This window comes from Cohnella rhizosphaerae (assembly GCF_029525575.1).
Lineage (GTDB): Bacteria > Bacillota > Bacilli > Paenibacillales > Paenibacillaceae > Cohnella > Cohnella rhizosphaerae.
The window spans coordinates 943,085-967,878 of record NZ_JAPDIA010000008.1; the positions used below are offsets into that span (position 1 = coordinate 943,085).

Consider the following 24,794-nt stretch of genomic DNA (forward strand, 5'->3'; position numbering starts at 1 on the left):
CGTATATGTAATCAGTCTGTTTATGAATGACTATGGCGCCGGCATCGTGCGGAAAGAAATCGCCAGTTCGATGGATCAAAAAACGGCTTACATTCTCGCTTCGCTGCAAACGGAAATAGTCCGGGTGACCGATCTGATGCGAACGTTTGTCAACGATTCGGATCTGAACGATCTTAGCATCCGTTCGGAATCTTTGACGGAGTATGAACGAACAAAGGCATATAACGATTTGCATGCCAAAATCGTCATGTTAGGCACTTCGAGCAAGTACATCCAAGAAGTGTTCGCCATGATGCCGATTCCGGAAAAACGCATTTCTTCGCGAACGGGCGTGGACCCTCTCGATGCGGAGGAATGGGGAGCTTTTCAGAGCGCGAATCTGGTGCCTTATGCGGCATTTTATTATAAAAACCGGTTGTTTTTTCCGATAGGCTATCCGTTAACGTCGCAATCTTCATTTATGCTCGTCGTAGAGATGTCGTTGTCAAGCATCGGAAAAGAAATAAGCGCGCTCAAACCGTACGCCCATTCGAGCACATTTTTAATGGATGAGCGATACCGTTTTCCACTGTTCGGAGAAAGCGCCAATACTCAAGTCAGTAGAAATATATTGACGGCGGCAGCAGGAAAAAAACGGATTCAGATCGATGGACATCGCTACATGGTATTCGAGAAACGTTCGGAATCGCTCCATTGGTCATTAACGACGTTAATTCCGGAGTACGAAATTTTACATCCGGTGTACGCGATCAATAAGTGGATCTGGTACCTGTCCATTCTCTCTTTTATTATCGTAATCGCTGCATCGCTCACGATTTCCAGGCTCATCAACCGGCCGTTGAAGAAGTTGATCGGCGGCTTCCGGAGAGTCGAGCACGGCGAGTTGGACGTCACGATCGAGCGCAAAGAAATTGATGAATTTCAATTCATCTATACGCAGTTCAACCGAATGACAGGGAAGCTGAAGGAACTCATTCAGGAGGTCTACGAGAAAACCATTTACAGTCAACAAGCGGAGCTGAAGCTCTTGCAATCTCAAATCAATCCTCATTTTTTCTATAACAGCTTATACATCCTATACTTGATGGCGCGCGGCGAAGACCTTGACGGCGTTAAAAAAGCTGGCGAAGTATCTCGGAGAATATTTCAAATTCATCACCTATAACAAATCGGAGTTTATTCCGCTATCGGCAGAGCTTAAGCATGCGCAGATGTATGCGGCCATACAGGAAATCCGGTTTCAAAACAGAATTTCTTGCCGATTCGAGTTGGCGGGAATCGTCGATAGCTGGGAGGTGCCTCGCCTCATCGTTCAACCTATTCTGGAAAATGCCTTTATTCACGGATTAGAGTACAAAGAGACGGGCGGCTCGATCGTCGTCGCGGTGGAAGCGGAAGACCGTCAATTGAACATCCGAATCAAGGACAATGGCATCGGGATCGATCCGAAGCAGCTCGAACGCTGGCAGGCGGGAATCGCGTTGTCTTCCCGCAAAGAGGATGCGACGAAGGACGGCATACACGGATTAGAAAATGTTCACAAAAGGCTGAAGCTGCTGTACGGCAGCGGCTCGGGAATCTGTCTCGCAAACAATGAGCTGGGCGGCGTCACGGCGATGATCACGATCGACCGAACAGGCGAAGGGGAGTGACTCCGATGCATCATGTGCTGGTTGTCGACGATGAAAGAATCATCGTCGATGGAATAGCGGAGATCCTGGAAGAATTAATTGACCTTAAATTGGTCGTGTGGAAAGCGGAATCGTCCCGCGAGGCGCTGCAAATATTAGACGGCAATCGCATCGATATCATGCTGACGGATATAAAAATGCCGGGGATGACAGGGCTGGAGTTAGCCGAACAGGTTCGCCTGCAATGGCCCAGGTGTAAAATAATCTTTTTTGTCGGGTTATGCGGATTTTGCGTTTTTACAAGGCGCCTTGCGTCAGGGAGCGTACGATTATTTATTAAAACCGGCGGATGAAGACGCCATCTTCGGCTTAATGGAGGGCGCCGTCGAGACGATCGAACGCGAGATCGACGAAATGGAGATGATGGCCAAAGCGAAAGCGCAACTGCTAAGCGCCCAGCCCTTGCTATTGCAGGATTTTGTTCAACGCTTGCTTGGCCCAGGCATTGATTCATTGGCAGATATTCAGGAGCAATTAAATTTTCTCGATCGTCCGATGCGAAGCGACAATGCCGTCATGCTGATGATGGCCAGAATCGATCGCTGGCCGCCCCATTTGACGAGCAACGATAGGCTGCTCCTGGAATACGCTTGCAACAATATCATGCTGGAACATTTATCTCCGGTCAGCCAGAGGCTTGCGGTTAAAATGGAAACCTATATGCTTTGGATGATCCAACCGGCAGAGGACAACGGGGTTCCGCTGCGGGATGCCGGACAAACGTACCTTTATGTGAAAGAGATGCTTGAAAAAATTCAGGTGTCCGTGCGGCAGATATTGAACTTGCCTTTGTCGATCGTACTCAGCCGTCCGATGAAAAACTGGCGCTGCTTGCGAAGCGAATATCGTTCGATGAGCGAGCTCTTCTCGCAAGGAATCGGTTTGGAAGAAGAGATCATTCTGGTGGATGTTCCGCCTGTCGATCGGCCGCCCGAGTTGGATAAAAGACCGCAGGAAGCGGTATTTGCCTTGCAAACGCTTTTGGAATCGGGAGAGACCGAAGCATTCAAGAACGAGCTGATCGATTATTTTCGTCATACGCAGAAAACGGTGTTCGTCGATTATACGTATCAGCAGGAGGTATATTGCTCCCTTGGGGCGATGTTTCTCGCTTATATCAACAAGAAGCGGTTAGTGAACGAAGTCAAAGAAAGCGGACTCGATTTGGCGCTTTTATCCGATTTCAAAGCCCACGTGAATTGGGATGAATTGCTGGATTACTTCGTCAAGCTGTCGGACATTCTTTTTCGGCAGATGGAGATGAAGAAAACCGATCAAAAACAGCATATCGTCGATTACGTCGACCGTTATATGATCCGAAACCTAAACGGGGATTTATCGCTCCAACAGTTGGCCAAGCAGGTTCATTTAAGCCCCTACTATCTATCCAGGCTCTATCATTCGGAAAAAGGATATACGCTTGCCGAACGATTGATCGAATTGAAAATTGCCAAGGCGAAGCAGCTTCTCGGCAACGATTTTATAAAAGTCCAGCAGGTCAGCTTGGAATTGGGCTTCGAAAACTTCTCGTATTTCAGCAAATACTTCAAGAAACATGTCGGGATGACGCCGCAAGAATACAGGGACCATGCAAGATGACAACAAAGAACACGGGATCGCAATGCTTTCGGATTGTTGGGCCGATTCGGGAGCACTAAAATGAAGACATCCACGCGGAAAGGAGCGGAAGCGATCGGAAAGGCGGCATGACGATACGGGGAGGGATAAGAGAATGGAAACGGACCGAACCCGAATGAACCGCAGAACCTTCTTGGCCAAACTTGGCGCTGCCGGCGTAGTGCTGGCTGCAGGTAGCGCCAATCTGTTGCCAAGCAAAGTTTTTGCAGCCACAACCTATACTCCGAATTTGAAATTGAAGAAATCGGACCCGCTCGTCGTAACGGATATGAACGATAACTTCGAGCGGATCGACAGCGAATTTGCGAATCGGGCGGTGACGCCGGACTTTTACAAGATCGGAACGGGAACCGACGATACGCAAGCCGTTCAAGACGCCTTCAACTCCGGCCGAACCGTCGTTTTCACGCGAAGCTACAATGTAAGATCCGTGGAAATAAGCGCCGACAATCAGACCGTCGACTTTAACGGTTATTATTTATTCGGCATCAGCGCCGCGAGCGATTCTGCCGCAGACAAGGACGCCATATTAAAAATCACCGGCCGGTACCTGAACTTATTTAACGTCTTTGTATACGGCAATTATAATACCGCGTACAAATGCGGCATCCACTGGTATTCTCAATCCGCAAGCCACGCCGCACAGCATAATACGGTTTTCGGCATGTTCATATCCAGAGTGCTTGTCGGCCTGCAATTCGGCTCTCACTATACGGATGTCGTGACGGACGCCCCTCAAAGCGAGAATTTAATCTACGGTTTCCGAACGAGAGAAGTTCAAAACTGCTTGAATTGCTACCAACCTAATGGCGTATTGAAAATGATCGGAGGCATATTCGATTGCAATCAATACGCCTGGAGCTCCGCATTCGACAACAACCTGGCGACCGCCTTCGAGGTGAAGCCCAGCGCCAGCACGGCCACGTTGACCATCGTCAGCAGCGAAATTTTGAAAACCGCGTCGAATCTCGGTTATGGCTTTAAGGGCAAGGACTTCCAGCTGCTCGATTGCGCGATCGAGGTTGCCACGCATTGGGGCTATTTGCAGGGCGATGCGGTTATCCGAGACGTCACCGGCGGTTATTTAAGCCAGTTAGATCGCGATTTGTTCACGATCGAAGCGGGAAGTGCGGGAAGACTGCTGCTCGATAACATCGTTTGCCGGAGACCCGCCGGCGGTCTGACTTCAACCGCTGCGCTCATCGCCGGTTTTGGAAGCGCTCCCGGCTATTCTGCCGTATTGGACAACGCGCAGCTGACCGAGTGGTCGGCGCAAAGAATCGCGGACAGCCGCAGAGACCTCGTGCGGGTGACAAATTCAACCTTCTCCGTATCCGGAACGTCGACGCGGGTTTGCGATCGGCTGCAGGGAGCCGTGAACTGGGCCGAATCGGTCGATACGACCGGGGAGCAAATGTCGCAGGCGGCCGATATGTCCACCAAAGCCGGTTGGTCCGGCTTCAGCGTAAGCGGGAGCGGGAACTATTTCCGGAAGACGACCGCGTCTATGCCCGCCGGCTTCCGTTCAGCCATCGAAATCAGCGCCAACGGAGCCGGCAATAACTTGTACGCGTCTTCGGCCAAATTCCCGGTCGTTCCCGAGGAGCCCTTCGCCTTCCAAACGCAAGGGAAGATTAGCGCGGCCACCGCAGGCAACGACACCTTGGTCAAGGTCATTTGGTTTAAAGAAAACGGTACGTCCTTATCTTCGACGACGCCTCAAACCGTTCTGCTGTCGAATGCGAGCGGAGCGGGACAGCTGAGCAATGCCTGGAAAGAATATTACATCGAAGGCGCGGTCCCCGCAGATGCTTATTTCGCCATGCTTCAGGCCGGTGCGCAAGGGAACGGAAGCGCCGCAGTAACGCTTGCCTTGACCGGACTTGAGTTGTTTTCGCTGCAAACGAAATATCTACCTTCACTTATGAACCGAATGAATGCAGCGCTGAACTACAACGGTTCGGGTCTTATCCTGAAATCCCCTAACGGCACGCCGTATCGCATCACGGTAAGCGATGCCGGCGCTATTACGGTCACGGCCGTATAACCTCATATTGGCAAGGAAGGACAAGCTTGCGATGACTACGGAATGGTTGGCGAAATGGATATGGAACGATGCCGCGGATGCGAGTCCGCGCAACGAATGGCGATGTTTCCGCAAAAATCTGCACTTTAACGAGCATCCGGTGGAAGCCGCTGTCATGCGCATTTCCGCCGACTCGCGATATGTACTTTATGTGAACGGGGAGCGGGTAGGCCGCGGTCCCGTTCGCTCCTGGCCTTCCGAACAGGCTTACGATCAATACGACATCGCTTATTTGCTTCGCCCAGGTTCTGTTAATACGATAGCCATCGTCGTACTGCATTTTGGCATCCCTAATTTCTATTATGTAAAGGGTCAGGGTGGATTGCTTGCGCAATTGGAAACGTATGGAGACGGCAAGCGTCTCGCGGTATACGGAACGGACGAGACGTGGAAAACGGTCCGTTACGCCGGTCAGGACCCGCGAGCTCCGCGAATGGCGTGCCAGCAAGCGTTCACGGAGCGGGTGGACGGCCGGCTGAGGGACGAGCGCTGGACGGAGCGGGGCTTCGACGATTCGGATTGGCAATATAGCAAGGTGCTCGGACCTGTCGGAACGTGGCCGTGGGACAGTCTGCAGGCGAGCGGGATTCCGCCGCTGACGGAAGAACCCGTGTATCCGGCGCGCGTCGAGTCGCTGGCGCGGGTCGTACCGGTCCGAAGGACCACCGTCATCGATGTACGCAATCATATGGTGCCGGAAAGCACCGCGCATGCCCATCTCGTCGGCTACACCGGATTCGTGGCGACATTGATCCGTGTTCCCGAGGGACCGGTCCATGCGACGCTTGGCTTTATCTTCTCGGCGGTCAATTTCGGCACATGCTGGATTGACGGCAAAGCTTTCGAAGAAGAAGATTTTCGCGGGGAAAAGCCTGCGCTTTTTTTTGGATCTCAATCTGGAACCGGGAGACCATTTGTTCGTGATGGACGTGAGCGGGATGGAGCACGGCCGCGGGTTTCATATCGGACTGGACGGGGACGCCCCGCTCGATTGGGCATCTCCGCTCGCTGCCGGGACCGGCGCCGATTCCGCCTTTGTATCGATCGGCCCTTTCCATACCGTCAAGTTCATCGATCACGAACCGGGAGAAGAGCTGAATCTGAAAGGCGAAGAATATTTGCAGGTCCGCCGGAACATGAATTCCGGCACGCTTGCCGCAAGCATGGAATGGGTCGCGCCGATTCCTGTAAGCCTGGTCGCACAAGACGACGTTTTTGCTTCCTGCATCTGGAAGAGAGAGGCGCGTCCGGTTACGGTTCCAGCAACTTTACAGCTGCTGGTCGCGCCCAACGGGGCGCCGGCTGAAATTCCGAGGTTCAAAGACGCGGATACGGAGATCGTCATCGATTTTGGAAGGGAGCTAAGCGGGTACATCGAATTCGAACTGACGGCTGAGGAAGGCACGGTCGTCGATTGCTACGGCTTCGAGTATATGCGGGCCGGCTGGCGGCAGGATACGCACAGCCTGGACAATACGTTACGCTACACGTGCCGGGCGGGCCGGCAGAGCTATTCGTCGCTGATTCGGCGGGGCATGCGCTACTTGATGTTGACGATCAGGCATCCTTCGGCGAGCGTCAAGCCCGTGAGATTGTTCGGCATCTCCGTCATCCAAAGCCATTATCCGGTCGCCGATATCGGCCGGTTCCGGTGCTCCGATGCGCTGCTTAACGAAGTTTGGAAAATGAGCGCGTATACGACAAAGCTTTGCATGGAGGATACGTTCGTCGATTGTCCAGCTTATGAACAAACTTTCTGGGTCGGCGACAGCCGAAACGAGGCGCTGATCGGCTACTACACGTTCGGTGCCGAAGCTCTGGTCAAGCGCTGCCTTGAGCTCGTCCCCGGCTCCAGCGTACAAACGCCGCTGTATGCGGACCAACTGCCGGGCGGCCTGAGCAGCGTCATTCCCAATTGGACCTTTCTTTGGATAATCGCCTGCCAGGAATATTTCGAGCAAACCGGCGACGCGACCTTCGCTGCCCGGATTTGGCCGCATGTCCGTTTTACGCTGCGGCACTATGTGCTGAGGATCGACGCGCTTGGATTGCTGAATATGCGCGGCTGGAATTTCCTCGATTGGGCGCCGATCGATCAACCGGATGACGGCATCGTCACGCATCAGAACGTCTTCCTGCGCAAAGCGATGCTGGCCGCCAGCCGTTTGGCCATGGCCGCAGGATGCCTAGCCGAGGCCGAGGAATGGACCAGGCGGTCGTCGGAGCTCCGCAAGGCGATCAACCGCCATCTGTGGACCGAGGAAAACAACGCCTATGCCGATTGCATACATGCGGACGGACGGATGTCGAATACTTACAGCATGCAAACGCAAGTCTCCGCCTATTTATGCGAGATGCCGGATTCGGACCGAGCAGCCGCAGTTGAAGGTTCGCTGATGCAGCCGCCTGTCGGATTTGTGCCGATCGGCAGTCCCTTTATGTCGTTTTTCTATTACGAAGCCATGGACAAGATCGGGCAACATCGTTGGATTGTGGACGATATTCGGCACCATTACGGCAATATGCTGGAACATGACGCGACGACCTGCTGGGAGATGTACCCGGCCCAAGAGGCAGCCGACGCCAAGCCGGCTGCTCCGACTCGCAGCCATTGTCATGCCTGGTCCGCTGCGCCCGCTTATTTCCTCGGCGCGATCGTGCTTGGCGTTCGCCGAACGGCGCCAGGATGGAAGGAAGCAGTCATCGCGCCCCAGCCATGCGGATTAAGCTGGGCCAGCGGCGCCGTTCCGGTATTCGGCGGCGGACGGATCGACGTGTCCTGGCGAATCGACGAAGCCGCCGATCGGATTCACATTCGCGTGTCGGCTCCCGCTTCTCTTCGGTACGAGATTCGCTATCCCGCAGGATACGAAGGAAGCTGCGAGCGGATCGAAGTAACCGATTATGCAACAGAGTGCATGGAATGACAACACATTTGGATTGTTCGGCAGGCTCGAACTCCCTGAGAATGAGCTTAGATCGACCTACTTACCTACCGATAAAGAGGGGGACAACAAAAAAAGTGAATCGAAAAAAAAAGACGAATTAACCAGTATGCCGGATTGGCGCTTGTCGGCAGTTTGCTATTCGTAAACGCATGCAGCAGCAATAACGGCAACAGCAGTTCTCCGACCGGACAACCATCGGAATCGTCGGCTTCAACATCGGCATCGGCTTCTGGCAGCCAGGCTCCGGAGAAAGTCGACCCGATGGGAAAATTTGATCCGCCCATCACCATTACGACAGGACGCAACGAGCAAGGTATGCAGTTCGATTCGGGCCGCAGCATCGACAACAATGAAATATACGACAGGTATATGGCCGACCTCGGCATCCAGGTCAAAAATTCGTGGGTCGTCAACAATGCGGAAGCGTATACGAACAAGGCGAATATCTCGATCGCTTCCGGCGACATTCCGGATATTCTCGCAGTCAGCCCGCTGCAGCTGAAGAAGCTGGTTGAAGCGGATATGATCGAAGATCTAACGGACGTGTACAGCAAATACGCGACGCAAGAGCTGAAAGATCTGTTCATGGAAGACGGCGGCGTGGCGATGAAAGCCTCCAGTTACCAAGGCAAGCTGTACGCGCTGCCTATGACTGTGAGCGCGATCGACGGTTCGGATGTGCTATGGGTCCGCAGCGACTGGATAAAGAAGCTCGGACTGAGCGATCCGAAATCGATGGACGACGTGTACAAAATCGCCAAAGCGTTCGTCGAGCAAGACCCGGACGGCAATCAAAAAGCAGACACTTTCGGCATCGGGCTCTCGAAGGAGCTCAATACATCGGGAAGCCCCAGCATCGGCGGTTTCTTTAACGCCTTTCACGCCTATCCTGGCATTTGGGTGAAGGATGCGAACGGTCAGTTGTCGTACGGAAGCATCCAGCCGGAAATGAAGGACGCGATTCTCAAGCTGGCTGAAATGTATAAGGCAGGCATGATCGACAAGGAATTCGGCGTCAAGGACGTCAGCAAAGTGTATGAGTCGATCAATTCAGGTAAGGTCGGCCTGTTCTACGGCGATATGGCAGCCACCTTGTATGCCAATAACGGAACGAAGAAAAACGACCCTGGAGCGGACTGGAACGCATACCCGATCCCGAGCGCCGACGAAACGCCGGCCAAAGTTTCGATGAACATGCCGATCACCGTCGTTTATGTCGTCAAGAAGGGTTTCAAAAATCCTGAAGCGCTTGTCAAGCTGATGAACTACTACAACGAAAAAAACTGGGTGAATCCGGATCCCACCATCTCCCAAAACCCCGAAACCGGCGTATTTTACTATCCCTACAATGTAGTGCAAGCGAGCAAGGTAATGAAAAACATCGACGCTCACCGCAAAGTGAAAGCCGCCTTGATCGCCAACGATCCGGCCGGACTCAACTCCGAAGAAAAGATGTATTACGACAAAATCGATAAATGGCGCAAAGATCCGAGCTATGTGGAGGGCTGGATGTTCTACAAAGTGTTCGGCATGGATCATGCAGGACTCGAAGCGGTAGATAGCTACGTTGTGGGCAATCAGTTGCAGCAAACGACATTCCTGGGCGGGTCCACGCCGGCTATGTCGGAGAAAATGGCCACGCTGGATAAGATGGAAAAGGTCATGATGACCAAGATCATCCTCGGTTCCGGCGGCACCGAAGCGTTCGACAAGTTCGTTAGCGACTGGAAAAAGCTCGGCGGCGATCAGATCACCAAAGAAGTCAACGAGTGGGCGGCGGCGGCCGGCCAATAGACCCGACAGGGCCGTTCCGGCGCAATCGCCATTCGCGCACATAATGACAGCCGGCTCGATTGAGGAAGAGGCCGCAAGTCGCGCGCTTCTTCCTCGCCTACCGGCTTTAAGGTGGTAGTAAGGATGACATTTGCAAAATGGAAAAGGAATTTGCCGCTTCACTTGATGCTCCTGCCCGGCGCGATTATGGTATTTCTGTTTAACTACGTTCCGCTTGCCGGTATTTCCATTGCGTTTCAACGCTTTATTCCCAATCGCGGACTATTCGGCTCCGAATGGATCGGCCTCGAAAATTTCAAGTATATGCTACAAATGCCCGACATCGGTCAAGTCATATGGAACACCGTATATATAGCCGTCATGAAGATCATTCTGAACCTGATTGTGCCGATTATCGCAGCGCTGCTGCTGAACGAAATGAGACACAAGCTGATGAGGCGTGGCGTTCAAACGCTGATTTATTTGCCGCACTTTCTGTCCTGGGTCATCCTGAGGCGGAATCATGATCGATATTTTATCGACGGAGGGGATATTCAACCGCGTCCTCGGCACCTTTGGCATCGACCCGATCTTTTTTTTTGGGCAGCAACGACTGGTTCCCCTTTGCGATCGTCGTATCGGACGTCTGGAAGGAATTCGGATTCGCAACGATCATTTATCTGGCGGCGCTGACCTCCATCGATCCTACGCAATATGAGGCGGCTTATGTCGACGGAGCGGGTCGCTGGAAGCAAACCTGGCACATTACGGTCCCGGGTATCGCAACGACCATCCTGTTGCTTGCGGTACTGAGTCTCGGCAACATTTTGAACGCAGGCTTCGAACAGATCTTCATGCTTTACAGCCCGCAAGTCTACGAGTCCGGCGATATTCTCGATACCCTGGTTTACCGGATCGGATTCGTGGAGGCGCAATACAGCGTGTCTACGGCGGTCGGATTGTTCAAATCGGTCATAAGCCTTGTGTTAATCGTCACCTCCTACAGGCTTGCATACGTTTATGCCAATTACAGAATTTTTTAGGCAGAGGTGCTTGAAGCATGATTGAATCGCGCTCGCTCTCCCGACGGCTGTTTATCGTCGCCAATTATTCGTTCATGACCGCGCTCGGCTTGGCGTGCATCTTGCCGTTCGTCCATATTTGGTCGATGTCGGTCAGCAGCGCCGGCGCGGTTTCGGCGGGATACGTGACGTTTTGGCCCATACAATTCAACATTGACGCTTACAGGTTCATTCTTAAAGAGCCTGCGTTTATACGCGCATTTTCTGTTTCGTTGGAACGCTTGCTGCTGGGCACCTTACTCGGCCTGACGCTGACGCTTTTCACGGCTTACCCGCTTTCGAAGGAATCGCTTGCCTTTCGATCGCGACCGGCGTATGTCTGGTATTTCATCGTGACGATGCTGATCGGCGGCGGCATGGTTCCTACCTACATGACGATCCGCAACTACGGCTTGCTCGATTCGATCTGGGCGCTTGTACTGCCGGGAGCGGTGGCCGTCTTTCATGTGGTGCTGCTGCTCAACTTCTTCCGCGGATTGCCGAAGCCGTTGGAGGAGTCGGCTTTTATCGACGGTGCGGGACATCTGACGATTCTGCTCCGTATCTACTTGCCGTTATCCATGCCGGCGATGGCGACGATCGCCCTGTTCACGATGGTCGGTCACTGGAATGCCTGGTTCGACGGTCTGCTTTACATGAACAAAACGGTTCATTATCCTTTGCAAACCTATTTGCAGTCGTTGATCGTGCAGCCGAATATTTTGCAGATTACGAACCTGAGCGCGTTTCTCGACGTGACCGAACGAACGGTTAAGGCGGCGCAGATCTTTGTCGGAACCTTGCCTATTCTGATCGTATATCCGTTTTTGCAGCGTTTTTTCATGAAAGGAATTGTGCTCGGAAGCGTTAAAGGGTAGCGCATTGCGACATTCGTCAGCTTGCCGGACGGCAAGAGGAGTATGGAACAAGGGAGAATGCAAATGAGACTCGGCGTAATTGGTTATGGCACGAGAATCCGAAATATCGTCGAAGAGATCGTCCGGATCGAGCCTGCTTGCCGCGTGACTGCGATCGCCGATATTCGCAACGAAGCGATTCGCGCCGAACTGGCAGGAACGAGTATCGAAGAGCGTCAGCGGACGCGTTCCGAAGATATCGTCTACTTCGATACGCCGGAAGAAATGATCGGAGGGACGCAGCTGGACGGCATCCTGATCGGAACGCGCTGCTCGCTGCACGCGGATATGGCGATTCGCGCGCTCCCTAGCGGTATTCCGCTGTTCCTTGAGAAGCCTGTTGCGACGAACGAAGCCGATCTGTTGCGGCTGAAGGACGCTTTTGAACGATCGCGGTCGGAGGTCGTCGTTTCCTTCCCGTTGCGGGAAACCCCGCATGTCAGGCTGGCCAAAGAGATCGTCGAATCCGGACGAATCGGAACGATCGAGCATATGCAAGTCGCGAATAACGTGCCCTACGGCCATGTTTATTTTCAATATTGGTACAGGGACGAGCGGGAGACGGGCGGTCTGTTCCTGCAGAAGGCGACGCACGATTTCGATTGCATCAATCATCTGCTCGGCATCCGGCCGACCGGAATCGCGGCGATGACATCGAAGCAGATCTTCAAGGGCGACAAGCCGGCTGGCTTGCGCTGCGAGGCCTGCGACGAGCGGCTGACCTGCCAGGACAGCGTGGTGCTCCGGCGTCAAAAAGGGGACGATCCGCACGGCGAGTATTGCGCGTATGCAGTCGACACCGGCAACGAGGATTCCGGCAGCGCGTTGATTCGCTACGAGACGGGGATGCACGCGTCTTATTCGCAAAATTTCTTTGCGCGGAAAAAGGCGGCAACGCGGCATTACCGGCTGCTTGGCTACAAAGGGACGCTTGAATTCGATATTTACACGAATCAAATCAAAGTGTTCATGCACCATACCCATCGCGTGGAAACGTACGATATCGAACCAGGACCGGGCGGGCACGCCGGCGGCGACAACGCGCTTGCGATCAATTTTATTGATGTAATGCAAGGAAACAGCAAGTCGATTTTTCCGCTTCACGATGGTCTGCTAAGTGCGTTGATGTGTTTGAATGCCAGGCGGTCAGCGGAGAACGGCCAGTTTCAAGCCATCGATGGGAACGCGCTAGGCCTTGCGAATGTCCATGGGTGATATCGATAACCGAATCGGAAGCGAGGTCGGACATGCATATCCACTATAATATGAATCCGCAGCTGGTTATCAATGAGGCGGAGGTTCAGGAAACGCTTGATTTGTACAAACGAAGCGGAATCCGCACGATCTGGCTTTGGGGCTATTTTTTCGGCCGTTGGTGGGCGCCGATGGCGGATATGATCAAGGCCAAAGAAATTCTCCTTCGTAACGGTTTCGAGGTCGGCGTCGCGCAGGTACCGGTCGGTCATCCGGGCAACAGCCTGAATCCGGACGACGATACGCTCGACTTATCGATACCTTCGCGTTGGCGGTATCGCGTCGGCCGCGACGGGAAGCCCGTTTACTTTTGCGCCGATCTGGACGATACGATGCAGGGCGACAACGTCCGGGCGATCGAAATGCTGAGAGACGCGGGCTTCGAACAGATTTTTTACGACGACGATTTGCGACAAGGGAATTGGGGGCCGAGCATCGAGGGCTGCTTTTGCGACGATTGCTTGAAGGCGTACAACGAAGCTTATAATCGCCGATTATCGCGGGAGGCGCTCGTTCGGTCGCTGCCGGGGCCCGATGAGCCGGGCGATTCTAATATCGCCCAGGAGTGGGTGGAATACCTCTGCGGCAAAATCAGCCGTTTGATGAACCGTTCGAACCTGCAAGGCGTCCGTATCGGCCTGCAAGTCATGCATCTCGGCGACGAACGGCACGGCATCGACGTGCCCGGCATCAGGGACGCCAACCCGGGCTGCATGTTCCGGGTCGGCGAAGGACATTTCAACGACGCGGACTTCGGCAATCCGCAAGCGCGCGCCTACGACTTGTTTAGCGTCCTCCATTTTTTGAACCTCGTGCCTCGCGAGCAGGCATTCAGCGAAACGACCGTATTCCCCCCCAGATCGCTAAGCCCTTCAAGTCTCGTATTCAAAGTCAAAATGGCGGTTGCCGCCGGAATTCCGAATATTTTTTTCATGAGCGGTACGTGGATGATCGAGGAAGATTACTGGCAGGCATGGATCGACCGCAAACAAGCGATAGAACGAATTGCGGACGCGTACGAGCGCGTCGCCCGCGTTTTTCCCGTGCATCAGGCATACGGAACGGAAGGAGCCCGCGGGGAACCGACGGAAGTACCGCAATCGGCTTTTTTATCCGGTATTCCGGTCAAGCCCATTCGAGGCCTGGAAGCGGAGAAAATCGCGGAAAAGGCAGAGATTCTGCTTTTTTTCGGAAAATACCGGATGACAGAGCCGTGGATCCGGTCGCTTTCCAACTATCGTACGATCATTCTCGATCAAACCGCCGCCGCCTTCAATCAGGATCTGCTGTCCGGGCTCGCCGATGTTCCGATCGTCTATTGGGCGCACGCCGTCGGAACGAAACCGGCGGACGAGGAAGGTCGGCAATTGCGAGAGCTGATCGCATCGACAAACCCGCAGTTTCCCTATCTCTCGGAAGGCCTGAATATCGGCTTGATCTGGCTGCCGGAAAAAGAGGCGTTATTTCTTCTCAACATGCACGGTTCGCGAACGGTAGGAACGCTCCATTTGGATGGGCGGACGCATCGGGTCGAGCTGCCTGCCGACGCTTGCTTGCTGATGCGTCGAGAATCGAACGGCTCTTATGCGAGCGAGGAATGGTGAAACTTTACGTTTACGACAGTACGAAGTAATTGAGGTCGAACAACCGTCGAAAAGGAGATGGGGCGCGTCATGAAAATTTTAGCCGTAGGAGCGCATCCGGATGACGCAGAAGGGTTGTGCGGCGGTACGCTGGCCAAATATGCTGCGAGAGGCGATCAAGTGACCATCCTTGTCGCGACCAACGGGAATGTCGGCTCGCCCACGCTCTCAAGGGAGGAAATCGGCGCGATCCGCCGCAAAGAAGCGGAGCATGCCGCGGCGGTTATTGGCGCCGATCTCATCTGGCTCAATATCGACGACGAATTCTTGTTCCACGACAAGGAAACAAGATTGCTGTTCATCGACGCGATCAGGCAGGCGCAGCCGGACGTCATGTTCGTGCACAGCACGAACGATTACCACCCCGATCATCGAATATGCGGCGAGATTGCCAGCGACTGCAGAATACCGGCTACCGTCCGTTTGATCGAAACGGCTCATCCGCACCTGGATAAGGTGCCGCATGTATTTATTATGGACAACATCGGCTCGATCGGCTTCGATCCCGAGCTATACGTGGACATTACCGACGTCTTCGAAACGAAATGCCGCATGCAGCGCTGCCATGAAAGCCAGGACGCGTGGGTGCAGCATCTCTACGGCATCGATATCGTCACGCATATGGCAAAGTCGGCAACGATGCGCGGGATGGCCATCGGCGTGAAATATGCCGAAGCCTTCCGCACGCTGCCGATGTATCCCGTTACCGGCGGACCGCATCTACTTCCCTAAAATCCCATTCACGGAGGTCAGGTTCAATGAAAATCACGAAGGTCGAAGCCATACCGGTTCGTCAGAAAAACGACGTTCAGTTAAACAACGACAGTGCCCAGGATGGTATTATCATCAAGGTTCATACCGATGAAGGCATTGTCGGCTACGGCGAGGTGGATTCCGCGCCTTGGGTCGTTAAAGCGATCATCGAGTCGCCCTCGTCCCATCGGATTTGCCGCGGACTAGGCGAGATGATCCTGGGTGAAGATCCGTTCGAGATCGAACGTATATGGGAAAAAATGTACGTCGGCAGCCAGTTCTACGGCAGACGGGGCGTCGTCGTCCATGCGATGAGCGGAATCGATATCGCCTTGTGGGATATCATGGGCAAAGCGCTGGGCCTGCCGATCTATAAGCTGCTCGGCGGCGCCCAACGCGGGAAGGTGCGGGCCTATGCGAGTACGCTTATGCCGTATTCCCCCCAGGAAGCCTCTGACGAAACGCGTAAATGGGTCGAGCAGGGGTACACGGCGATTAAGCTTGGATGGGGCGGATTCGAACAAGGCAATCGCGAGATCGTCGAATTGGTCAAAGCATCCCGCGAGGCCGCCGGTCCGAACACCGATCTACTGTTCGACCTCGGATTTATTCCGTCCGACGATCATCCGATCGATGCCGCCTCCCGCATGGCGCTTATTCAAGAGCTGGAGCCTTATAAACCCTACTGGATCGAAGAGCCGCTTTTCGCCGACGATTACGACGGCTACCGCAAGCTGGCCGAATCGACGAATATTCGCATTGCAGGAGGCGAAAACGAAACGACGAGATACGGGTTCAGGCAGTTGATCGAGCAAGGCGGCGTCGACATCGTGCAGCCGGACGTGACCCGATGCGGGGGCTTGACCGAGGCCAAGAAAATCGCCCAGCTCGCCCACGCGCATCATCTGACCTGCGTTCCGCATGCCTGGAGCAGCGGCATCGTGATCGCGGCTTCGCTGCACCTCATTACGGCAATCCCCAATGGCAGTCTGCTGGAATATTGCGTCGCAGAAACGCCGATTCGCCAGGAATTGCTGCAAAGCGACATCCGCGTCCGGGACGGCTATGCGCAAGTGAGCGACAAGCCTGGCCTGGGGATCGAAATTAACGAAGCGGCGCTCGAAAAATACCGTTGCGACCGTTAGTTCATTTGCCGCGCTAAGCGCGGATCTTACCGAATCGTCCAAGAAAGAAGGCGTGCGTCATGGAAACGAGAGCATGGGTATGGAACGGATCGCTCGTTCCCGAACTCACATCCCTGGAATTGCCGGAGCTGCGGGAATATGACGTCATGGTAAAAGTACGGTCGATCGGCATTTGCGCGACGGATTTGCACATTATGAATCGTTCCGTTTCGTTTGCGGAGCCGCCGTATGCGCTCGGGCATGAAGCGGCAGGCGAAGTCGTTCGGGTCGGCGCAGGCGTCACGCGAATTCAAGTCGGGGAGCGCTGCGCGCTGGATCCGAGCGTCGGCTGCGGCAGCTGCGATGTATGCCTGGCAGGCGACAAGCATCAATGCGCGCATAGTGGGGAGTACGGCTTGAATCGGTCGGGCTTCTGGCAGGAGCATGTGATCGTTTCGGAGAAAAACGTGTATGTGCTGCCCGAATCGATCGGATTCGACGAAGCCTCGCAGGCTGAAACGATTCATGTTTGTCTGGGCGGGATGGATAAGGTCCGTCTGCGTGCGGGCGAGACGGCGATCATTATCGGCGATGGTCCGACCGGATTGTTTTTCGCCCGGTTATGCAAGATTATGGGAGTTTCGCGTTTAACGGTTGCCGGCACGCGGCCAAGGCGGCTTGAACTGGCCCTGGCTTACGGCGCGGATGAAGCGATTAATATAATAGAGCAAGACTTGTTATCCGTTGCCGTGCAACAAAGCTACGATGTCGTTATCGAAGCGGTAGGCAAACCGGAAACGATTCAGCTTGCCCAGCGGTTCGTTGCCAACCGGGGACGCGTGCTGCTGTTCGGACTTCCGGCACGAAAGGTCGAAGTGGATGTCTTGGATCTCATTCTGCGCGAAGTGACTTGCATAGGCAGCGCGAACGCGCCGCAGGTATGGCCGCGGGTCATCGCGCTGCTTGCTTCAGGTTCAATTGACGTCAAGCCGATGATTACGAACCGCTATCCTTATGAACAACTGGATCAAGCGATTAATTGCGCGATGTCCGGCGGAGACGAAACGATCAAGGTCATCGTGGACAATTAACGAGTGGAGGGATAGATATGCCTAACATTGGTTCCGCCGGTTTGATACTTCTTGTTTTAGTGGCGTTGTTATTATTCGGTCCAAGCAAGCTCCCCGCGCTGGGAAGCGCCTTCGGACGCACGCTGCGCGAATTCAGGAGCGGGTCGAAGGAGCTGTTGGCCGACCCGGAGACGGAGCGGCATGAAGAACGTGAAGCGCAGCCGATGTCGACAAAAAATAAGACAGATCAACCGGTCCTCCCCCGTGCCGACCGATCATAAACCAACAGAAGAGGAGGGGTGTCATGAAAAAGAGAGTCGCAGCCGTCATTACGGAATTTTGGGATATTTGCCACGCCGACGTCATCATCACGAAAATGCTTGAGGGGTTTCGACTGGATGGCAGGTTGTACCGATCGACGCTGGAGATCGCGGCCATTTACGTGGATCAGTTTCCGGAAAACGACTTGAGCCGCGAGCTGGCTGCCAAGCATGGCATCCCGATCTTGCCAAGCATCCGGGAAACGCTACTTGTCGGCAGCGATTCTTTTGATATAGACGGCATTCTCATTATCGGGGAACACGGCGATTATCTCGATAATGAGATCGGACAGACCCTGTACCCTCGCCGCCGTTTTTTCGAGGAATGCCTGAACGTGATGCTGGAGTTCGACCGAATCGTCCCCGTATTCTCGGACAAAGGCTTTGCGGTCATCCAGGAAGACATCGCGTGGATGTACGGGCAGATCAAAACGCGCCAGATCCCATTCATGTCCAGCTCGGTCGTCCCTTATTCGCGTACGCGGCCATCCGTAGAGCCGTTTCCGGCAGGCTCTCCGCTGCATAAGATGTTCGGGTTTGCTTACGGCCCTTTAGAACGGTACATGTATCATACGATCGAGATGATGCAATCGGTCGGAGAGCGCCGCGCATGCGGCGAGTCGGGCATTCGAAGCGTTCGGGCTTATAAAGGGAAAGCGGCGATAGCGCAGCTGTTGTCGGAAGATTGGAACGGCTTGTATCGGACGCTTGGCGGATTTATCAACCTTCGCGATCTCGATGCATTTCCGGACGAGGTAATCGAACCCGCATTCGTAGAGATTTACTACGCGGACGGTTTACGGTCCGGCATCGCGACAAGCAATCCCGAAGTGTTGACGTTCGCCTCCGCCTATCAAGTGTATGCTCATGAATCTCCGATCTGCAGGGAATTTTTGCTGCAAGGGCAGAAGCCTTACATTCATTTTGGCCGGCTTGTGCTGGAGATCGAGAAATTTATTCATACGCGCAACCCGCCGCATGCGTTCGAACGCTCGCTACTCACCGCCGGCGCGCTCGATGCGTGCATGCGCTCGCTCGCGAGCGGAGGCGAGGCGATTGACACGCCGCACCTCCTCGTACAGTATTGATCGGCAAGATATGGAAGCCGAGCAGTTGCCGATGGGGCAGCTGCTTTTTTTAGTTTGACCCTTGACTGCCGGCTTGGCGATAATTTTTGAAGTCCAGCTTCGCCGCGGTTCTTGAAAGAGATTGACGGCGCTTGAGAAATCACATATATTATCTTTAAATTGGTCAGACAACTTACCTAAGATAGGAATGGATTCCGTTCGCTGTAATCGCTTACGTTATGCGAAAGGTTTCTTCAAAAATTAGGTTCATGAGCCAACTCCGACCATTTTGCCAAACCACCGCACAAACTTGCCAAGCAGAAGGACTCAGGGGCCGTTATTTGCAGGGTAATCGGCCTTTTAGCGGGGGATGTGGACTCAGCAGCCGTTATTCTCGCTAAAGTAACGGTTTAGGCGCATGAATGATCGGGTTAACGGCCCTCCAGTCCGCGAACGGCCGCAAAGTGTCTATCATGCCAATAATAAAGGCGCTGGAGTCCGCCGGCCAACCGCGCAGCCGTTCGGCAACCGCATTCTCGCAGTCCGCCGTCCAACCGCAGCCGTTCGGCAACCGCATTCTTGCAGTCCGCCGGCCAACCGCAGCCGTTCGGCAACCGCGTTCCTGCCGCCTGCCGCCGACCCAGGCGCCAGCGCAACCGCACAGCAGCCGGAGCAAGCATCGAAAAGGGGATAACGCCGCAAATGAGCAAAGCTGAACTGATCGTCGACAAACATTTCGTCATTGGTACCGTGGATCCCAGACTGTACGGCTCGTTCATCGAGCATGTCGGCCGGGCGGTATATGGCGGCATCTATGAGCCGGGACATCCGGAGGCGAACGCCCAAGGCTTCCGGAAGGACGTTATGGCATTGGTCCGGGAGCTGGGCGTTCCGATCATCCGTTATCCCGGCGGCAACTTCGTGTCCGGCTACGAGTGGGAGGACGGCGTCGGTCCCGTCGCGTCGCGCAAGCGCAGGCTCGACCTGGCCTGGGGGGGCCCTGGAGACGAACGAAGTCGGCACCAACGAGTTCGCCGCATGGGCGCGCTCGGTCGGCGCCGACGTGATGATGGCCGTTAACCTGGGCACGCGCGGACCCGCGGATGCGCGCAATCTCATCGAATATTGCAATCATCCCGGCGGCACGTACTGGAGCGACCTGCGCAGATCGCACGGGCAGGAAGCGCCGCACGGTTTCAAGACCTGGTGCCTGGGCAACGAGATGGACGGACCCTGGCAGATCGGTCACAAGACGGCGAACGAATACGGACGCACGGCGCTCGAGACGGCGAAGCTCATGAAATGGGTCGATCCGTCGATCGAATTGGTCGCCTGCGGCAGCTCGATGCGCGACATGCCGACATTCGGCGAGTGGGAAGCGACGGTGCTGGACCATACGTACGAGCAGGTCGACTATCTGTCGCTCCATACGTACTACGGGAACCGCAAGGACGACACCGCCAGCTTCGTCGCGAAGACGCTGGAGATGGACGACTACATTCATTCCGTCATCGCGGTCTGCGATTACATGAAGGCCAAGAAGCGGAGCAAAAAGCAGATGATGCTCTCCTTCGACGAGTGGAACGTCTGGTACCACAGCGCGGAAGCGGACCGCCAGCTCGAGCGCTGGACGATCGCCCCTCCGCAGATCGAAGACATATACACGCACGAGGATGCGATCGTAGTCGGCTGCATGATCATCTCGCTGCTGAAGCGCGCGGACCGCATTCGGATGGCGTGCATCGCCCAGCTCGTGAACGTGATCGCGCCGATCATGACCGAGAATAACGGCATCGCGTGGCGGCAGACGATTTTTTTACCCTTACCTGCATGCGTCGATGTACGGCCGGGGCGTCTCGTTGAAGCCGATCGTTCAAAGTCCTAAGTACGATTGCGCGCAATTCACGGACGTCCCGTGCCTGGAGTCGGCCGTCGTCTACGACGAGGAAGCCGGGCAGCTGACGATTTTCGCGGTCAATCGCGATCTGACGGAGACGCTTGAGGTCGAAGCGGACCTGCGGCAGTTCGCCGGCTACCGGGTCGTCGAACATCTGGCGCTGACCCATGCGGATCCGAAAGCAAGGAATACGGCGAGCGAGCCGTTCAACGTAACGCCGCATGCCGAGAGCGGCACCGCGCTTCGCGACGGGCGCCTGCACGCGAGACTGCCGCAGCTGTCCTGGAACGTCATTCGATTAAAAAAAGCGTAACCGTTCTATAGCGACCGCTTGCTGCCGGCAGGCGAAGTGGAGGCGACGAGCCATGAGGAGCGACGACTTCGAGCGCGTCGAGAAGATCGTAAAAGCCGGCGGCACCGTCGGAGAGGACTGCGATTATACGGCGATCAGGGCCGCGCTCGACGACATCGCGGATCATTCCGCCCGGAAGCGATACGTGCTGCGGATTATGAACGGCACCTACGATGTCTCGAACGACGGCGCCCTTTACCTGGGTTTGAAAAATTACGTGGAGCTCGTCGGACAATCCCGCGGCGGCGTGCGAATCGTCAAACGGGACGACGAGTACAGCGACGCGAAAAGCGTGTTCGACACGGCCTGCTACGGACAACGGATCGAATACGCCTCGCTCCGGAATCTGACCATCGTCAGCTATAATTTGAAGGCGCCCGTGCATATCGACGACGAACACGTGCAGGGAACGATCGAACTCGTCGACTGCACGCTGATCAACGAAAACACGCCGGACATGGGCAATTATCAAAACGGACTCGCTTGCGGACTGCGGCAAGGCCAAAGGGTCGTCGCCAGAGGCGTCCATTCCAACGGCATGCTCTGGATGCATAACGGCTTCGAGCCTTACGCCGGCGAAGGCTGCCGATTCGAGCTTTACAACTGTATTTGTACTCATATCGTGGTCGGCGATCTGATCACCTACGGCAGAGACACCGTCGTCGTCGAGGGCTGCAGAGCCGAATTTCTGCGTTATCTTTACCTGAAAGACGTCGCGCCGCAGCGGCTTCGTTCCTACGTCCAGGCCAGCTTTACCTTTGAGCTCCGCGGCAATTCGATCGATTATGTGGAAGCCGTCACGACGACGGATCTCGGCTACACTTCCGTTCCCACCGCCTTCGACGAGCTGTGCGAAGGCAAATGGTCCATCTGCGATCCTTCGTTACACCGGTTCGTCCGGAACATCGGTACGGCGCGGATCGGCAAAGGGAGCCCGGTCGCGCTGATCGGGGACGGGGTGAAGCCTTGGACATTCGGCGAACGGCTGTACGGAACGGCGTTGGACGCGATCTCGCCGGGATCGTACGGGATCGTCCAGGACCGCGGCGTCGTTTTTCTTCCCGCTCATCCGGCTTATGATCTTGCCGAGGAAGAGCCGGTCGAACTGGACGCGTCTGGCCGGGCCGTTCGGCAAGGCAGCGGCATGAAAGCCGGCGTCGCCCGAGGCTGGTATGCGCCTGGCGACCGCCTTTTAAAAATCAGACTGACATAGTCTCCCCCTCAGAATTAATCGATTGCCTCGTTCGAAAGAGCCGATTCATTAACCGAATAGGCTCTTTCTCTTTACCTGCTCATGCATCTTGAAGAATGAGGTGTGCGCCATGATCAAGGTCATCATCGTGGAAGACGAGATGCTGGTGCGAATCGGCCTGAAAAACTCGATCGAATGGTCAAAGCTGGACATGGAGGTAATCGCGGACTTCTCGAACGGACAAGCGGCCTGGGACTTCTATGCACAGGCCAAGCCCGATCTTATTCTGACCGACATCCGAATGCCCAATATGGACGGCATGGAGCTGATCTCCCGCATCAGGGAGAACGATGCGGAGACCAAGATCATCATTCTGACGGCTTACGAAGAGTTCGATTGGGTTCACAAGGCGATCCGATTCGGCGTGACGGACTATATCCTCAAGTTCAAAATGTCCATCGACGAGATGGAGAAGGTTCTGCAAAAAGTGCAGACCGAATTAAAAACGAAAAGCGCGCAATCTTCCCCCGGAGCCCCGGCACGACCTGCTTAACGCTATCAACCTCAAGGAAAACGCCATGAAGGATTATTTGTCTTACGGACGCTATTCGGATGCGGAATTCGCCGTTATCGCGAAGGAGCTGCGCTTTCGTCTCCAGCCGGAGCGGCTCATCGTATGCGTCATGGCCATCGACAACTTCAAACAGATGGAAAGCAAATTCATGGACAGCCACGGGAATTTGATCCGTTTCAGCATTCTCAACATGATGAGCGAGCTGCTCGCCGGCTACAATCGCGGAGAGGTCATCTACGAGCGGGACGAGAAATATATTCTGGCGTTCAGCTTCCACGACATCGTCAGCGAGTCGAATATTTACCGGCAGCTGCAGGACATCCTTTCCCATATCAGCAGCGTCGTCAAAACTTACCTGAACGCCTCCGTCACTTTCGGAATCAGCTCGATCCACAACGGCTACGCCGCGCTCAAGCAGATGTACGTCGAGTGTCTTCGCATGCTGGACTTGCGATTCGTGCTCGGAAATGCGGCTTATATCCGATCCGATCTCATGAACGCGGAGCACATTACGAAAAGCGTAGCCGCGAAGCTCGGCAAGATGATTCGCGAACGCGAGCCCTTTAACGACCGGTACTTCAAAGAAATCGAAGCCGGAATCGAATCGCTCGGTCAACAGGAAAGCATCTCCAGGCAAGATATTCAGGTCATGATGATACGCTGGATCCACTGGCCGACCGTCAATCTCAACTTTTATGCCGACGACATTTCCAGCATGGCGCTCGATTACGCCGGCCGAATCCATCAGAGCGCGACGCTGGACGATCATATCGCCGTTTTTGCGCAATATTTGCGCCAGATTCAAAATTATCACCAGAAGAAAAAGGCGATCAGCAAAGAAATCGCCGATGCCGTCAAGTACATTCAGGCCCACTACGACCAGGACCTGTCCCTGCAGCAGCTGGCCGATCAAGTGCAAATGAATCCAAGCTACTTGAGCAGGCTGTTCAAAAAGCATCTGCAGACGAGCTTTGTCGAGTATTTGAACGCTTATCGAATCGATATGGCCAAAAACCTGCTTATGAATACGCATTTAAAATCCTATGAGATCGCCGCAAAGACAGGATATAAGGACGACAGCTACTTCAGCCGAATTTTCAAACGGGTTACCGGCATGCGGCCCCATGAGTTCCGGATGCAATGGTTCGTGGACAGCAGGGAGGAAAGAGAAGATGGCGCGGATGATGCGACTGTTCAATAGAGCGAACCGATATTCGCTGGCGAATCAATTGGTCTTCTCGTTCCTGATCATCTTTCTTTTTATTTTCACGATCAGCTCGCTGTTCGCTTATGTCGGCATCATGAACGTGCTCAAAAAAAAACGCGATCGAAACGAATCAACAGCAGTTCAAACAAAACGATTATAATTTGTCGGTGTTTGTCAACGAGGTGGACCAAGTTTCAAAACAGCTCTTTTTTAGAGGCCGAATTGCA

At 54.6% G+C, this 24,794-nt stretch carries 19 protein-coding genes and 3 pseudogenes; all 22 read left to right on the top strand.

Annotation, left to right across the window (positions count from 1 at the left end):
* Positions 1-46: 46 nt before the first annotated feature.
* The 22 genes and pseudogenes from OMP40_RS27890 to OMP40_RS27995 all read left to right on the top strand — a co-directional run bounded on the left by OMP40_RS27890 (position 47) and on the right by OMP40_RS27995 (position 24,727).
* On the top strand, positions 47-1,165 hold the full coding sequence (locus tag OMP40_RS27890) for a sensor histidine kinase (RefSeq protein WP_277536180.1): 1,119 nt from the start codon (positions 47-49) through the stop codon (positions 1,163-1,165).
* Positions 1,104-1,652, top strand: a complete 549-nt coding sequence (locus OMP40_RS27895; protein WP_277536181.1) for a sensor histidine kinase — start codon at positions 1,104-1,106, stop codon at positions 1,650-1,652. The genes OMP40_RS27890 and OMP40_RS27895 overlap by 62 nt, the downstream gene beginning before the upstream one ends.
* 5 nt (positions 1,653-1,657) lie before the next feature.
* Positions 1,658-1,984 carry a response regulator gene (locus tag OMP40_RS27900; protein ID WP_277536183.1) on the top strand — a complete coding sequence of 109 codons (327 nt, stop codon included), beginning with the start codon at positions 1,658-1,660 and terminating at the stop codon, positions 1,982-1,984.
* Positions 1,902-3,290, top strand: a complete 1,389-nt coding sequence (locus OMP40_RS27905) for a response regulator transcription factor (RefSeq protein ID WP_277536185.1) — start codon at positions 1,902-1,904, stop codon at positions 3,288-3,290. The genes OMP40_RS27900 and OMP40_RS27905 overlap by 83 nt, the downstream gene beginning before the upstream one ends.
* 133 nt (positions 3,291-3,423) lie before the next feature.
* A complete protein-coding gene (locus tag OMP40_RS27910; protein WP_277536188.1) occupies positions 3,424-5,376 on the top strand; it encodes a twin-arginine translocation signal domain-containing protein in 1,953 nt (650 codons plus the stop codon).
* A gap of 154 nt (positions 5,377-5,530) precedes the next feature.
* A pseudogene (locus OMP40_RS40535) lies at positions 5,531-6,178 on the top strand (alpha-L-rhamnosidase N-terminal domain-containing protein); the annotation flags it as partial.
* A gap of 64 nt (positions 6,179-6,242) precedes the next feature.
* On the top strand, positions 6,243-8,342 hold the full coding sequence (locus tag OMP40_RS27920; RefSeq protein WP_277536190.1) for a family 78 glycoside hydrolase catalytic domain: 2,100 nt from the start codon (positions 6,243-6,245) through the stop codon (positions 8,340-8,342).
* A gap of 282 nt (positions 8,343-8,624) precedes the next feature.
* A complete protein-coding gene (locus OMP40_RS27925) occupies positions 8,625-10,157 on the top strand; it encodes an extracellular solute-binding protein (RefSeq protein ID WP_277536191.1) in 1,533 nt (510 codons plus the stop codon).
* 123 nt (positions 10,158-10,280) lie between these two features.
* A pseudogene (locus tag OMP40_RS27930) lies at positions 10,281-11,179 on the top strand (ABC transporter permease).
* Positions 11,180-11,196: 17 nt separating this feature from the next.
* Entirely contained in the window at positions 11,197-12,075 is an 879-nt protein-coding gene (locus tag OMP40_RS27935; protein WP_277536194.1) for a carbohydrate ABC transporter permease, read from the top strand.
* Between the two features lie 63 nt (positions 12,076-12,138).
* The gene (locus OMP40_RS27940) at positions 12,139-13,329 is read left to right on the top strand and encodes a Gfo/Idh/MocA family protein (RefSeq protein WP_277536196.1); all 1,191 of its coding nucleotides are present in this window, start codon (positions 12,139-12,141) and stop codon (positions 13,327-13,329) included.
* A gap of 32 nt (positions 13,330-13,361) precedes the next feature.
* Positions 13,362-14,972 carry a hypothetical protein gene (locus tag OMP40_RS27945; RefSeq protein WP_277536198.1) on the top strand — a complete coding sequence of 537 codons (1,611 nt, stop codon included), beginning with the start codon at positions 13,362-13,364 and terminating at the stop codon, positions 14,970-14,972.
* Between the two features lie 69 nt (positions 14,973-15,041).
* Positions 15,042-15,743, top strand: a complete 702-nt coding sequence (locus tag OMP40_RS27950) for a PIG-L deacetylase family protein (protein ID WP_277536199.1) — start codon at positions 15,042-15,044, stop codon at positions 15,741-15,743.
* Positions 15,744-15,769: 26 nt separating this feature from the next.
* The gene (locus OMP40_RS27955) at positions 15,770-16,909 is read left to right on the top strand and encodes a mandelate racemase/muconate lactonizing enzyme family protein (RefSeq protein ID WP_277536201.1); all 1,140 of its coding nucleotides are present in this window, start codon (positions 15,770-15,772) and stop codon (positions 16,907-16,909) included.
* Between the two features lie 59 nt (positions 16,910-16,968).
* Entirely contained in the window at positions 16,969-17,979 is a 1,011-nt protein-coding gene (locus OMP40_RS27960; RefSeq protein WP_277536203.1) for a zinc-dependent alcohol dehydrogenase, read from the top strand.
* A gap of 17 nt (positions 17,980-17,996) precedes the next feature.
* A complete protein-coding gene (locus tag OMP40_RS27965; RefSeq protein ID WP_277536204.1) occupies positions 17,997-18,239 on the top strand; it encodes a twin-arginine translocase TatA/TatE family subunit in 243 nt (80 codons plus the stop codon).
* 23 nt (positions 18,240-18,262) lie between these two features.
* Entirely contained in the window at positions 18,263-19,366 is a 1,104-nt protein-coding gene (locus OMP40_RS27970) for a hypothetical protein (RefSeq protein WP_277536207.1), read from the top strand.
* Positions 19,367-20,047: 681 nt separating this feature from the next.
* A pseudogene (gene arfA, locus OMP40_RS27975) lies at positions 20,048-21,555 on the top strand (arabinosylfuranosidase ArfA).
* Between the two features lie 52 nt (positions 21,556-21,607).
* Positions 21,608-22,807 carry a hypothetical protein gene (locus OMP40_RS27980; RefSeq protein WP_277536208.1) on the top strand — a complete coding sequence of 400 codons (1,200 nt, stop codon included), beginning with the start codon at positions 21,608-21,610 and terminating at the stop codon, positions 22,805-22,807.
* A 109-nt stretch (positions 22,808-22,916) separates the two neighbouring features.
* On the top strand, positions 22,917-23,339 hold the full coding sequence (locus OMP40_RS27985; protein ID WP_277536211.1) for a response regulator: 423 nt from the start codon (positions 22,917-22,919) through the stop codon (positions 23,337-23,339).
* A gap of 25 nt (positions 23,340-23,364) precedes the next feature.
* On the top strand, positions 23,365-24,561 hold the full coding sequence (locus OMP40_RS27990; RefSeq protein ID WP_277536213.1) for a helix-turn-helix domain-containing protein: 1,197 nt from the start codon (positions 23,365-23,367) through the stop codon (positions 24,559-24,561).
* Positions 24,533-24,727: a hypothetical protein gene (locus OMP40_RS27995; protein WP_277536216.1), complete on the top strand. Its 195-nt coding sequence runs from the start codon at positions 24,533-24,535 to the stop codon at positions 24,725-24,727. The genes OMP40_RS27990 and OMP40_RS27995 overlap by 29 nt, the downstream gene beginning before the upstream one ends.
* Positions 24,728-24,794 lie beyond the last annotated feature (67 nt).